The following is a 12,161-nucleotide window of genomic DNA, read 5'->3' on the forward strand; positions in this document are numbered from 1 at the left end:
GAACTATTTCTTAGTTTGGGTTTTACCTAATCTACTTCAGAGAGCATTTTTTCAGGCACACAAACGGCACCTTCAAATAACTTACGGGAGGTCCGAATTACCGCGGCTCGGGTATTTGCGATATTGTTACCGTCCCTCAGTAATGAAACAGATATTTTTCCACTTGGGTGTTCTATATCAATAATATTGGTATAGCGCTCCTTTGGACGATCGGCGACGATTTTAGCGGCGACGGAGCCGTCAATGAGCGTCGCGGTCGAAATACCAATCGAGCCGGTAATGGCCAGTGATTTATGGCACGTGTGTGGCATGAAATACCGCACCTGAAGCGTTCCGCCGTTACGCGCCCGGCTCAGCAGAACCGGTTTAGGGATGACTTTGTTTGACACGTCCCCTAAGCCCATCGCCTCGCCCGCCTGACGACGCAAGTTCTCCAGCCTTGCTTTAAATGCCGTATCGGCATCCAGTTCCGCAGGTGACTCCCCCCCTGTTTTTCCCAGGGCCGATGCCTCAATCAAAACCATCGGCATCGCCATATCAATACAGGTGACTTCAATACCGTCGAATACATTTGTGACGCTGTCAGTCGGGAGTAATTTCCCTGTTTTAGAACCTGCAGAATTCAGGAAGGTTAAGCCAATGGGTGCGGCTGTACCCGGAACACCGTCAATTTGGGTATCGCCTTCATAGGTGACCCGATAATCAGGCGTTTGCACTTCCGCATCAACCAGCGTTCCGGTGTTAAGATTACGGATCCGCACCGTTGTCACCGGGCTTTGCGCTTTCACGAGCCCTTTTTCTATCGCAAAGGGACCCACGGCACAGAGCATATTGCCGCAGTTAGGCGTGGTATCGACGCGACGCTCGTTCACCATCACCTGTGCGAATAAGTAATCCACATCTGCATCCGGGCTGTCGGAAGGACTGACGATGGCCACCTTACTGGTTTGCGGGCTTCCACCGCCAATGCCGTCAATTTCAAGTTCATGGCCTGCACCCATCAAACTGAGCAACACCGAGTCGCGCGCTTCGGTTTCCTCAGGCAGGTCGCTGGCCAGAATAACGGGACCTTTTGACGTACCGCCACGCATTAATACGCAAGGGATCTTTAACATGTCTTTTTCTCATTTCGTTTTATCAGGAACGCAATAAGGTTTTCACACTCCTGTTGATAACTCTAATGTCAAAAAAAGCAGGATTAATACGTTTTGCACATTAATAGCCCTTACGTTATCGTGGTTAAAGGAAAGTGAGAACAGGATGCGGATATGCAACATGAATTACAGGGAATACAAGCGTTTGTAAAAATTGCAGAAATCGGATGTTTTACAAAAGCGTCGCAATTTCTTCATATTTCACAACCGGCGTTAACACGCAGAATTCAGAAACTGGAAGAGAGCCTGGGAGCCACGCTGTTTGAACGTTCGACGCGCAGCGTTAAGCTCACGACGGTGGGAAGAGAGTTTTTACCTAAGGCAAGGAATTTAATCGATTTTTATGAAAGCTCAATCCTGAGTATTAAAGAGATGGCGACGCATCAGGCAGGCGTTATTACGGTTTCTTGTATCCCTACTGCCGCCTTCTATTTTCTGCCATCCGTGATACGAGATTATAACAATGACTACCCAAACATCCGGATTCGTATACTTGAGCACAGTGCCAGCGATTGTCTCGAAGCGGTTTTAAATGGCGACGCAGATTTCGGCATAAATATGATAAACATCACACATCCTAATATCGATTTTGCGCCGCTGGTAAATGAACCCTTCGTTCTGGCATGCCGGCGCGACAATGAGCTGGCGAAAAAACCGCTGGTCACATGGGACGATCTGGCAGGACTGAAGCTGATTGGGGTAAGGCGCTCCAGCGGGAACCGTTCGCTTATCGATCAGGCTTTCGAGAAAATGGCCTGGAAACCGAACTGGTTTTATGAGGTGCGTCATCTGTCAACGTCGCTGGGGATGGTGGAAGCGGGTCTCGGCGTGTCTGTCGTTCCGAGTCTGGCGATGCCAACCGATGAACATCATGTCCTGGTCAGTCGCCCGCTGATCGAACCCGTCATACGCCGAACGCTGGGGCTTGTGCAACGCCGGGAAACAACGCTGAGTCCGGCGGCGGAAAAATTCCGCGAGCTGATTTTACATCTGTGGTCAGGCGAAAACAGCAGCCCGTGGATCGGTAAGTTTACGAAGTAGTAGCCGTCTCATATTGGCCCAAAAGTACCGTTATTGGTTCTCCAGGTGACTCCTGACGTGGGTGACGGTGAGGAATAATGGCTCCCGAACACAACATAGAGGGAGTTATCGTGATGAAACCTTTTTTTCGTACGGCATTGATGATCGGCATGATGAGCGCATTTTCCACTTACGCTACCGCACAGGAGACAACCAGCATAAATAGCAAAACCATTCGCGCAATGACGGGCGCAACGGCAACCCCTTCCTTATCGGCTTCTGAAACTGCGTTAATCGTGGTGGATATTCAAAACGAATATTACGCATCAAAAGATTTTCGCGGTCAGATGGTTATCCCGGATGGTGAAAAAGTACTGAAAAACAGTCAAAAACTGGTCAGCTATGCCCATCAAAAAGGGATGCCGGTCTACTTCGTTCGTCATATGGGGCCGAAAGACAGCCCACTGTTTGCCGAAGGATCTGTTTATGCGCAGTTCCATAAAGATCTGCAGCCTTCTGCGCAAGACGCCATTATCACCAAAGCGACCCCCAGTTCTTTTGTTGGCACCGATCTGGATGCGCAATTAAAGAAAAAAAGGATTAAAACGGTGATTGTGATTGGCCTGATGACGCATATGTGCATTTCGTCGACCGCACGTGACGCAGTACCGCTGGGTTACAGCGTGATTATTCCTGAAGATGCAACGGCAACACGCGATCTTGATGACGGCAAGGGCGGCGTGGTGGATCACAAAACGCTGCAGCGAGCGGCATTAGCCGGTGTGGCCGATGTATTCGCTGAGATAATGACCACCAAAGACGTTATGGCACTGCCGGTCACAAAATAAGACCGGACTTGATCACTGTCGCCAGCCAGACTTCTATACTGGCTGGCACATGGAGGCTTTTATGACGTTGAAAATTGGCATTGTGGTATTTGATGGCATCATCCCTTTTCACCTTTCGGTGCCTTATGCCGTGTTTGAGAAAGCGCTAACGCCACAAGGCGAGCCCCTTTGTGAGTTAGTCGTTTGCGCCACAACACCCAGCGTACTTAAAACCAATGCCGGCTTTTCTATCGTTGTTGAACGTGGGCTGGATGCGTTGGCCGGAATGGATATGGTGATCGTCCCAAGCTGGGATGTCCCCGATCGTGCCCCGGATCCCGACCTCTTGCTGGCGCTGATAAAGGCGCATGCTGCGGGTGCACGTATTGTGGGTTTGTGCATGGGCGCGTTTGTGGTTGCCGCCGCCGGGTTACTGGAACATCGCCCTGCGACAACGCACTGGCGATGGGCGGCTGATTTTCAGCGCCTCTATCCCTCCGTACAAATGGACAAAGACGTGCTTTATATTGATGATGGTGACGTTGTCACGTCTGCGGGAACGGCGGCCAGCATTGACTGCTGCCTGCATCTGGTGCGTCAGGCCTGGGGAGCAGAAGTGGCCAACAGCGTAGCGCGTTTGCTGGTTGTGCCGCCCCATCGCCAGGGTGGGCAGCGGCAGTATGTAGAGCTGCCGGTTCAGAATACGCGTCGCGGGGATTATTTCACCGATGCGCTGGCCTGGGCGACGGAGAATCTTCAGCTCGCACTCACGCTGAATTGCGTGGCGGAGAAAGCCTGCATGAGCCGGCGCAGCTTTACCCGCCGTTTTCAGCAAACAACTGGGGAGAGTTTTTCGCGCTGGCTGCTTAACCAACGCATTATCGTCGCGCAACGCTATCTCGAAAAAACTGACCAGCCGGTGGAGGATATTGCTGAGCGCGTCGGTTTTCCCTCGACAACCTCCTTGCGCCGCCACTTTAACAATCTGCTAAATACGTCTCCTTCCCGCTATCGACGCGAATTTCGCGGCCGATAGCGGTCTACGTTATTTCCCGTGAGTATCAAACCCCACCATCACCGCCGTCAGTTCTGCCAGTGAAAAACCGTGCTTCGGATCGTCAACGCCCAGCCCAAAGCGCGTCTGCATCAGTTGATACAGCGCCGCAGCATCGGGAAGATGGATCTGCTCCTCTACATGGCCATTCTGCCAGTGGGTAAAGTTAAAGTTGGTCAGCGTCAGCTTGCCGCCGTCCGGCAGATGACGACACATCAGCAGATGATGGCGGAAATGCGACTGCGGCCAGTGCGCCGACCAGAAATTCCCCATCACGTAATCACTGAAATACTGCGTCGTCAGGTCAAAGTGGTACATCGACTGCCAGTGCTCGTGGTGACGGAACTGCAGCACCCAGTCGTTCCCCTCGCTCAGCAGACGGTAAAGCCCGTGGGGCGTCTCCTGTTCTTCGTTTGCGAGCAGACGAATCGGCGCCGTCAGCGTCTGGCCGCCAAACCCAACGTCGGCAATCCAGCGCTCACCGTTAAGTTCCACCAGCAGCAGTCGGTGCGTGCGCGGCGGCATCTGCGGCGGACTCGCCAATACCACGCGGCCCAGCACGCTACGTACCGTAAACCCGACTTCGCGCAATACGCGCTCAAACAGGCCGTTTTGCTCAAAGCAATATCCCCCCCGGCGGGCGGTCACCAGTTTGTCGACCAGGCACGAATCGTCAAGCTGGATTTCGCGCGGCAGGACAACATCAATATTCTCAAAGGGGACCGCGCAGTTGTGATGTAAATGCAGCGCGCGCAGGGTGCCGATATCAGCAGAAGCCGGTAGCTTCCAGCCGATGCGAGCAAAATAGGCAGTCAGAAAGGGGGACATGCATCAGGTTCCTTTAAAAGTGATGTTTTGTTTATAAACTAATTCTACGCGTTCACTTTGATTTCCGTGCTTTTTCTGCATACTCCATTATTTATGAGGAGAACCTATGAGCCACTTTCGCCCTGTTGAATTACGTCATGCCAGCCGTCTGCTGAACCACGGCCCCACCGTGCTGATTACCAGCCGGGATGAAACCCTGGACAGACGCAACGTGATGGCCGCCGCATGGTCAATGCCCGTCGAATTCGAGCCGCCGCGCATCGCCATTGTAGTGGATAAAAGCGCCTGGTCGCGCGAGCTGATCGAACGCAGCGGGAAGTTTGGCATCGTCATCCCCGGCGTGGCGGCGGCCAACTGGACCTACGCTGTGGGTAGCGTCAGCGGGCGCGATGAAGACAAATTCAACTGCTATGGGATCCCGGTCGTAAACGGTCCCGCACTCGGCCTGCCCGTCATTGAAGAAAAATGTCTGGCGTGGATGGAGTGTCGGTTATTACCCGCCACATCGGCGGCAGAAAAATACGATACGCTGTTTGGCGAAGTGGTATCGGCGGCGGCAGATGAACGCGCGTTTGTCGCCGGACGCTGGCAGTTTGACAGCGATAAGCTGAATACGCTGCATCACCTTGGGGCCGGGACGTTTGTGGCGAGTGGGAAGATGGTGAAGGCGCTGGATTGATTTCGTCAATTATATCCTACTGAAATATAAGTATTTTCCATGGCATTTTATGTTTACCACAACGAAGTAAAACGGAGGATATTTCTGGGTCTGCTGCATTAGCAATTTTCATTAAGGAAATATCGATGTCATGGAATAAAGATGGTGCAATCTCATATGCCCGATCGCACGCCCAATCGAAGAGCACAGGCAATTGTGCTCACTACGTCACCGAAGCAATAAGAGCCGGAGGAAGATTAAAAATCCCTAATACGCGTCTTGCAAAAGACATGGGGCTGACATTAGTCAACGCTGGCTTCCGCCTGGTATATGATCAACCGCATGCAGGCGACGTAGCCGTTATCCAGAATATTGTGGGCCACGATAGCGGACACGTTTGCATCTACGATGGCCAGCAGTGGATCAGCGATTTTGTACAACGCACCCTGTACCCAGGACAGGCTTACCGAAGCATACAACCCCATTACGAACTCTTCAGGCATGACTAATGAAAGCACTCTTCTTTTTTCTTTTCGCCCTGTCTCCGTTCGCCGTCGCTGATAGCATCTCTCCACCGGGGATGGCGGCGCTTAAATTCAATCAATGGTATATCGCGCAGTTGAATCAGGACAAACCGCCAGTCCTCAATCCGGACAGCATGAGTGACTACGTTACTTCAGAAACTATCGCAGCAATTAAAGAGATGTACTCTGGCGACAGTAACGAAAAAGACATGCCCGATGCGGATATGTTTATTAAATCGCAGGACTGGAATGAGGACTGGGATCGGATAACAGTGTTGCATTCTGATTTTGATGCCGTTTGCACAAACGTGTATATCGCGTTTGGTAAAAAGCAGGATCACGTTGTTGCCGATTGTCTCGTTGAGGAAAAAGGGAAATGGAAAGTTCGATCAGCCACGCTGATTAAATGACAACGTGATATGAAAGCCGCCTGTACCAGCGTAAAAAGCACGCGGTAGCCCAGCGGCTACCGCGTGCAATTAATTAACTACTTCGCACGCCGCGCAATAATCTCATCCGCAACATTCCGCGGGGCTTCCGCAAAATGATGAAATTCCATCGTGTACGTCGCGCGTCCCTGGGACATTGAGCGCAAAGTCGTGGCGTAACCAAACATCTCGGCCAGCGGCACATCAGCACGAATAATCTGGCTTCCGTACTGCTCTTCCATCCCCTGCACCATGCCGCGACGGGAGGAGAGATCGCCCATAATGTTGCCGGCGTACTCCTCTGGTGTTTCCACCTCCACGTGCATGATCGGCTCAAGAATCGCCGGATCCGCCCTGCGAGCGCCCTCTTTAAAGCCGAGGATCGCCGCCATGCGGAACGCCATCTCCGAGGAGTCGACTTCATGATACGAACCAAACGTCAGCGTCGCTTTGACATCAACAACCGGATACCCCGCCAGCACGCCGCTGTTCATGGCTTCCCGCAGCCCTTTCTCAACGGACGGAATATACTCGCGCGGCACCACGCCGCCCTTGGTGGCATCTTCAAACGTAAAGCCACTGCCGGGTTCGGTCGGCTCAAGGCTCAGCACTACGTGACCGTACTGCCCTTTACCACCGGACTGACGGACAAATTTGCCTTCGATATCCTTCACCGCTTTACGCAAGGTTTCGCGGTAGGTTACCTGCGGGCGACCAATGTTCGCCTCGACGCCAAACTCACGCTTCATGCGGTCGACGATAATCTCAAGGTGTAGCTCACCCATCCCGGAGATAATGGTCTGGCCGGACTCTTCGTCAGTATGCAGGCGGAAAGACGGATCTTCCGCCGCAAGACGCTGCAGCGCGATCCCCATTTTCTCCTGATCGCCTTTCGTTTTCGGCTCGATCGCCAGCGAGATAACCGGATCCGGGAACTCCATCCGCTCAAGCGTGATCACCGCATTCGGGTCGGTTAAGGTATCCCCCGTGGTCACATCTTTCAGCCCAACGCAGGCCGCGATGTCCCCGGCGCGCAGTTCGTCCACCTCATGGCGATCGTTGGCATGCATCAGCACGATACGCCCGATACGCTCTTTCTTCCCTTTCACCGGGTTATACACCGCGTCGCCTTTGCGCAGCACGCCAGAGTAAACGCGGATAAAGGTTAGCTGCCCGACGTACGGATCGCTCATCAGCTTAAACGCCAGCGCGGAGAACGGCTCATCATCACTGGGATGACGCTCGGCGTGCTGCCCTTTTTCATCCACGCCATCAATCGCCGGCACGTCCAGCGGCGACGGCATCAGCTCAATGACCGCATCGAGCATGCGCTGCACGCCTTTGTTTTTAAACGCGCTGCCGCACAGCATCGGCTGGATTTCACCCGAGATAGTGCGAATACGCAGCCCTCTGATGATTTCCGCCTCCTCCAGATCGCCCGTCTCCAGGTATTTATCCATCAGATCGTCGCTGGCTTCCGCCGCCGCAGAGACCATTTTTTCCCGCCATTCCTGGGCTGTTTTCACTAAATCATCCGGCACGGGTGCGTAGGTGAACACCATGCCCTGGGTGGCATCGTCCCACAGAATGGTGCGCATCTTGATGAGATCCACCACGCCGGTGAAATGCTCTTCCGCGCCAACCGGAATCACAATCGGTACCGGATTTGCCTTCAGGCGCTCCTGCATCATCCGCACGACGCGGAAGAAATCGGCACCCGGACGGTCCATTTTGTTGACGAAGGCCAGACGCGGTACGTGGTACTTATTCGCCTGACGCCAGACGGTTTCGGACTGAGGCTGCACGCCGCCAACGGAGTCATACACCATCACGGCACCGTCGAGTACGCGCATGGAACGTTCCACCTCAATGGTGAAATCCACGTGCCCCGGGGTATCGATGATGTTGATCCGGTGCGGTTCAAACCCTCTGTCCATACCCGGCCAGAAGCAGCTGACGGCCGCGGAGGTAATGGTGATCCCGCGCTCCTGCTCCTGCGCCATCCAGTCGGTGGTTGCCGCGCCATCGTGTACTTCGCCCAGCTTGTGGCTCATCCCGGTGTAAAACAGGATGCGCTCGGTGGTGGTCGTTTTACCGGCATCGATATGCGCGGAGATACCGATGTTGCGATAACGTTCGAGAGGGATGGGTCGGGGCATGATATTTCCTTAAGTCTTTATGACCTGTATGTGACGACCGGGATGGTCGCGTATTCGTTCGTTTGCTATAATAGTCCTATTGTACGAGTATTATCGAACTATTTTTTAGTAGTTGACCTATTGTTGATATAGCTCAATCTGACGTCATACGCAGGAAAACGATGATCCAAAACCATCCCGAAACTGAACAAATACTGCTGGAAAATGTGCTGTTTGCCCTCGGCAACCCGCTCCGGCTGTCGATTATTCGCCGGCTTGCCGACGGCAGCGAACTCAGCTGTAACGCGCTGCGCCCGGAAGATGTGGTGAAATCCACGATGACCCATCACTGGCGCGTATTGCGCGACAGTGGGGTCATCTGGCAGCGTCCGCAGGGACGAGAAAATATGATTTCGTTGCGCAGAGAGGATCTGGATGCCCGTTTTCCAGGGCTGATGGAAATACTTTTGCGGGCTAAATCATAAGGAGGGGCCCGGTTCCCCCCGATCATTGCTGTCAGCGATATCATAGAAAACGCCCCGTCAACATTTGAGGGGCATCACGTCAGCCAGGGGATTTATCTTACGTGCATACGATATTCAATCATGCCGCTTTTTCTCGCAACCCAGTCATACAATCGTTGCCCGCGGTAATTCGCTTCATGCGTATGCCAGTAAAGATGAGCGGCATGGTGTTTTCTTGCTTCTCGCTGAACATATTCTATTAACTGTTTGCCAATGTGTTTGCCCCTGACAGCATCGCAAACATATAAATCTTCGAGGTAACAGTAATCGCTCTCAGCCCAGGTCGAGCGGTGAAAAAGGTAATGAGCAAAACCCACTATCCCACCATTAAGTCGCGCCACTACGCAGAATAGCGGTTCAACGGGGCTGAAAAAGCGTTGCCAGGTTCGTTGCGTGACAGCGCCTGAGAGATCGACCTGATAAAATTCCTGATATTTCCCCCACAGTGGCAACCAGCTTTCATAATCACCCTCCCGGACAGCCTCAATGGTCACAATCGTATTATTCATACCAGCCTCGTTGTTTATTCATGATTCATTCTGGATTCCTGCATATAGCACATCACGGCAGTCCTCCACGGTTTCGGGACGAGTTTATGCGCTAAATGGCACGGTGAGCCCCGCCAATTTTCGCAAATGAAGCAGACCAATTTTACCGTATTGTTTTAGAATGAAGGCCACACGAGGGAGAGTGGAAAAAAATGTTTAAGCACGCACAGCTTGAAACGGTTAAGGCATGGATAATTGATCCTTCAAACGGATCGCTGCCCCTTCATGAACGGATCCAGAGAGCGATACGGACTCTGATACTGGAAGGGATCTTATCTCACGGTAAGGCCCTCCCTGCTTCACGTGCGCTGGCTACCTCACTGAATGTTTCCCGGGATACGATTGAAGCAGCCTATTCCAGCCTGCATGCAGAAGGTTTTATTGAGCGACAAACAGGCAGAGGAAGCTTTGTCTCTTCCAGCGCGCGATGTTTAAAACCCCATTCCCGACAGCATCATCCAGCCGCAGAGAGACGAAAAGCAAACCTCAGCGCCCGTGGAAAGGTCATCTATGAAAGTGGCGGGATCCGCGAATTTTCTTCGCCCCGCCCGCTGGCGCCAGGTATCCCCGAGACCCGCATGTTTCCCATTCCAACCTGGGAGCGCCTTCAGCGGCAGGTCCTGAAGGAATATCAACACCGGATATTAGAGCAAAGTCCTCCGCAGGGCATGGAACACCTGCGGAGAGCGATCGCGGAATACGTCAATCTTGAGCGCGGAACGCGAGCGAGGGCTGAACAGGTCATCATTCTGACAAGTTCTCAACAGGCGCTTGCTCTCTGTTCCCACGTGCTGATGGACGCCGGGGATGGCATTGTCATTGAAGATCCCTGCTATCAAGGGGCACACAAAGCGTTTAACGCTGCCGGACTGCAGCGTATTCCGGTTCCTCTTGACGATAAAGGCCTCTCTGTTGACGCTCTGAATTCTCTGACCGAGCCTGCCAGAGCTATCTACCTTACGCCTTCTCATCAGTATCCTACCGGGGTGACGCTCTCTCTTGACCGACGACTGGCTGTCATTGACTGGGCAAATCGTCACTCCGCCTGGATCATTGAGGATGACTATGACAGTGAGTTTCACTACGAAGGAAAGCCTATGGCCTGCCTTCAGGGGCTTGATGCTTACAACCGGACGATTTATATCGGCACGTTCACCAAGTCCCTGTTCCCCGGGCTGCGTATTGCGTACATGATCGTTCCCTCAGAACTGACAGAGCCCCTGACCATGGCCAGGACATTAATGGACGGCCATACCGCCTCAATCACCCAACTGACGCTGGCTAAATTTTTGGAGGGAGGACATTTTGGTGCCTATATTCGCAAGATGCGGAGCGTTTATGTTGCTCGTCGCAACAAACTGGCTAGCCTGATGGACGAGTATCTTTCTGATTATGTTGTGTACGTAACACCAACAGGTGGCATGCAGATGCCTTGTCACCTCAGGAACGGCATATCAGAGAAGGAGATTGCCGCCGCCGCCCGCCGCGCAAATGTTGATATATTAGGGCTTACCGGTTTATATGCGGGCAGCCCCGTAACCAGCGGTTTTTTAATGGGATTTGCCGCTTACACGGACAGGGAAATGGAAGACGCAGTAAAAAAAATGGCGGCAATTTTCCGTCTTGCTTAAGGAAATACTGTTGCAGGCGCGTTAGGCCCATTATTGCCGGGAGGTCATAGCACCTCCCGGCCTCTCATCAGAACGCCTGCGTCGACGCGAATTTCTTCGCAATCATTTCAGCGTTGGGCTGTAATCCCCCCAGGCTCCACTGCTCAGGGTCGTGCTCATCAATCCGGATCCAGACCGAGCGCCGGAACTCCGGATCCCCTCTTCCCTCGATTTCCACCATTAAGTCCGTCATCCGGCGCAGCAGCTCGCTCTTCTGCTCGTCGTTCATGATCCCTTTAATCGTTTGTACATTCACAAAAGGCATTGTATTCTCCCTATCACCAAGGTCTAAAAATCATACTTAGGTTAGAAAGGAAAACATCCGGTGTCAAAAGATAAATCGTTGCCTTACCTCTCGCCCGAACTGTGCGGTCTGGCTGAAGGGGCCAAAATCGTGGGCGATCAATGGATTTTACTGATCCTGAGGGAGGCATTTTATGGGGTGACGCGCTTTGAAACCATGCGAAGCCATACCGGGATCACGAAACAGACGTTAGCGACGCGTTTAAAGCTGATGACGGAGCTGGGGTTGCTTTCCCGAATACCTTACCGGGAAGAAGGTGAACGGGAACGCTATGAATACCAGCTTACCGATAAAAGCCGCACCCTTGCCCCGGTGCTTCTGTCGCTGATGGAATGGGGGCACAAACATGTGTTACACACCGCGCCGCATTTAACCCTGGTGGACAGCGAAACGGGGGATCCGTTGCATATTGGCTACGTGAATACGCGGGGTCAGGAGGTGAAACAAAATCATGTTCACATTGTGCCGTCAACCAGGGGGTAAG

General features: G+C 52.9%; 14 protein-coding genes. 8 read left to right on the plus strand and 6 right to left on the minus strand.

Features of this window, described 5'->3' with window-relative positions:
* Window positions 1-26: 26 nt before the first annotated feature.
* Entirely contained in the window at window positions 27-1,115 is a 1,089-nt protein-coding gene (locus PYW49_RS03770) for a 4-oxalomesaconate tautomerase (RefSeq protein WP_320385723.1), read from the minus strand.
* A gap of 153 nt (window positions 1,116-1,268) precedes the next feature.
* Between PYW49_RS03770 and PYW49_RS03775 the strand changes: the two genes are divergently transcribed.
* The 3 genes from PYW49_RS03775 to PYW49_RS03785 all read left to right on the plus strand — a co-directional run bounded on the left by PYW49_RS03775 (window position 1,269) and on the right by PYW49_RS03785 (window position 4,037).
* A complete protein-coding gene (locus PYW49_RS03775; protein WP_134350431.1) occupies window positions 1,269-2,195 on the plus strand; it encodes a LysR family transcriptional regulator in 927 nt (308 codons plus the stop codon).
* A 113-nt stretch (window positions 2,196-2,308) separates the two neighbouring features.
* The gene (locus PYW49_RS03780) at window positions 2,309-3,022 is read left to right on the plus strand and encodes a cysteine hydrolase family protein (protein WP_320385724.1); all 714 of its coding nucleotides are present in this window, start codon (window positions 2,309-2,311) and stop codon (window positions 3,020-3,022) included.
* 61 nt (window positions 3,023-3,083) lie between these two features.
* Window positions 3,084-4,037, plus strand: a complete 954-nt coding sequence (locus tag PYW49_RS03785; RefSeq protein WP_134350432.1) for a GlxA family transcriptional regulator — start codon at window positions 3,084-3,086, stop codon at window positions 4,035-4,037.
* A 9-nt stretch (window positions 4,038-4,046) separates the two neighbouring features.
* Here the strand turns inward: PYW49_RS03785 and nhoA are convergent, their stop codons facing one another.
* The gene (gene nhoA, locus PYW49_RS03790) at window positions 4,047-4,883 is read right to left on the minus strand and encodes an N-hydroxyarylamine O-acetyltransferase (protein WP_320385725.1); all 837 of its coding nucleotides are present in this window, start codon (window positions 4,881-4,883) and stop codon (window positions 4,047-4,049) included.
* Window positions 4,884-4,989: 106 nt separating this feature from the next.
* Between nhoA and PYW49_RS03795 the strand changes: the two genes are divergently transcribed.
* Entirely contained in the window at window positions 4,990-5,562 is a 573-nt protein-coding gene (locus PYW49_RS03795; RefSeq protein ID WP_134350434.1) for a flavin reductase family protein, read from the plus strand.
* 281 nt (window positions 5,563-5,843) lie between these two features.
* Here the strand turns inward: PYW49_RS03795 and PYW49_RS03800 are convergent, their stop codons facing one another.
* A complete protein-coding gene (locus tag PYW49_RS03800) occupies window positions 5,844-6,059 on the minus strand; it encodes a hypothetical protein (protein WP_166790969.1) in 216 nt (71 codons plus the stop codon).
* Here PYW49_RS03800 and PYW49_RS03805 point away from each other — a divergent pair.
* Window positions 6,050-6,475, plus strand: a complete 426-nt coding sequence (locus PYW49_RS03805; RefSeq protein WP_134350436.1) for a DUF3828 domain-containing protein — start codon at window positions 6,050-6,052, stop codon at window positions 6,473-6,475. The two genes, PYW49_RS03800 and PYW49_RS03805, sit on opposite strands and share 10 nt — an antisense overlap.
* A gap of 77 nt (window positions 6,476-6,552) precedes the next feature.
* Here PYW49_RS03805 and fusA read toward each other — a convergent pair whose 3' ends face one another.
* Window positions 6,553-8,652 (minus strand): elongation factor G, encoded by a 2,100-nt coding sequence (gene fusA / locus PYW49_RS03810; RefSeq protein WP_320385726.1) that lies wholly within the window; start codon window positions 8,650-8,652, stop codon window positions 6,553-6,555.
* Window positions 8,653-8,813: 161 nt separating this feature from the next.
* Between fusA and PYW49_RS03815 the strand changes: the two genes are divergently transcribed.
* A complete protein-coding gene (locus PYW49_RS03815; RefSeq protein WP_320385727.1) occupies window positions 8,814-9,116 on the plus strand; it encodes an ArsR/SmtB family transcription factor in 303 nt (100 codons plus the stop codon).
* 92 nt (window positions 9,117-9,208) lie between these two features.
* Here PYW49_RS03815 and PYW49_RS03820 read toward each other — a convergent pair whose 3' ends face one another.
* Window positions 9,209-9,664, minus strand: coding sequence for a GNAT family N-acetyltransferase (locus tag PYW49_RS03820; protein ID WP_320385728.1), 456 nt, complete (start codon window positions 9,662-9,664; stop codon window positions 9,209-9,211).
* Window positions 9,665-9,855: 191 nt separating this feature from the next.
* Between PYW49_RS03820 and pdxR the strand changes: the two genes are divergently transcribed.
* Window positions 9,856-11,334, plus strand: a complete 1,479-nt coding sequence (gene pdxR / locus PYW49_RS03825; protein WP_320385729.1) for a MocR-like pyridoxine biosynthesis transcription factor PdxR — start codon at window positions 9,856-9,858, stop codon at window positions 11,332-11,334.
* 67 nt (window positions 11,335-11,401) lie between these two features.
* On the opposite strand, the gene PYW49_RS03830 is transcribed toward pdxR, so the two are convergent.
* On the minus strand, window positions 11,402-11,638 hold the full coding sequence (locus PYW49_RS03830) for a tautomerase family protein (RefSeq protein WP_320385730.1): 237 nt from the start codon (window positions 11,636-11,638) through the stop codon (window positions 11,402-11,404).
* 60 nt (window positions 11,639-11,698) lie between these two features.
* Here PYW49_RS03830 and PYW49_RS03835 point away from each other — a divergent pair, with 60 nt between their 5' ends.
* Window positions 11,699-12,160 (plus strand): winged helix-turn-helix transcriptional regulator, encoded by a 462-nt coding sequence (locus PYW49_RS03835; RefSeq protein ID WP_320385731.1) that lies wholly within the window; start codon window positions 11,699-11,701, stop codon window positions 12,158-12,160.
* The last annotated feature ends 1 nt before the right edge of the window (window position 12,161 follow it).

Origin of the sequence: Enterobacter chinensis (genome assembly GCF_034008295.1) — a bacterium.
Classification (GTDB): domain Bacteria; phylum Pseudomonadota; class Gammaproteobacteria; order Enterobacterales; family Enterobacteriaceae; genus Enterobacter; species Enterobacter chinensis.

What these genes read in the sequence shown, in the direction of transcription:
- PYW49_RS03785 (WP_134350432.1), top strand. Translation starts at nt 3,084, where the DNA reads ATGACGTTGAAAATTGGCATTGTGGTATTTGATGGCATCATCCCTTTT.
- nhoA (WP_320385725.1), bottom strand. Translation starts at nt 4,883, where the DNA reads ATGTCCCCCTTTCTGACTGCCTATTTTGCTCGCATCGGCTGGAAGCTA.
- PYW49_RS03815 (WP_320385727.1), top strand. Translation starts at nt 8,814, where the DNA reads ATGATCCAAAACCATCCCGAAACTGAACAAATACTGCTGGAAAATGTG.
- PYW49_RS03795 (WP_134350434.1), top strand. Translation starts at nt 4,990, where the DNA reads ATGAGCCACTTTCGCCCTGTTGAATTACGTCATGCCAGCCGTCTGCTG.
- PYW49_RS03775 (WP_134350431.1), top strand. Translation starts at nt 1,269, where the DNA reads ATGCAACATGAATTACAGGGAATACAAGCGTTTGTAAAAATTGCAGAA.
- PYW49_RS03805 (WP_134350436.1), top strand. Translation starts at nt 6,050, where the DNA reads ATGAAAGCACTCTTCTTTTTTCTTTTCGCCCTGTCTCCGTTCGCCGTC.
- pdxR (WP_320385729.1), top strand. Translation starts at nt 9,856, where the DNA reads ATGTTTAAGCACGCACAGCTTGAAACGGTTAAGGCATGGATAATTGAT.
- fusA (WP_320385726.1), bottom strand. Translation starts at nt 8,652, where the DNA reads ATGCCCCGACCCATCCCTCTCGAACGTTATCGCAACATCGGTATCTCC.
- PYW49_RS03770 (WP_320385723.1), bottom strand. Translation starts at nt 1,115, where the DNA reads ATGTTAAAGATCCCTTGCGTATTAATGCGTGGCGGTACGTCAAAAGGT.
- PYW49_RS03830 (WP_320385730.1), bottom strand. Translation starts at nt 11,638, where the DNA reads ATGCCTTTTGTGAATGTACAAACGATTAAAGGGATCATGAACGACGAG.
- PYW49_RS03780 (WP_320385724.1), top strand. Translation starts at nt 2,309, where the DNA reads ATGAAACCTTTTTTTCGTACGGCATTGATGATCGGCATGATGAGCGCA.
- PYW49_RS03820 (WP_320385728.1), bottom strand. Translation starts at nt 9,664, where the DNA reads ATGAATAATACGATTGTGACCATTGAGGCTGTCCGGGAGGGTGATTAT.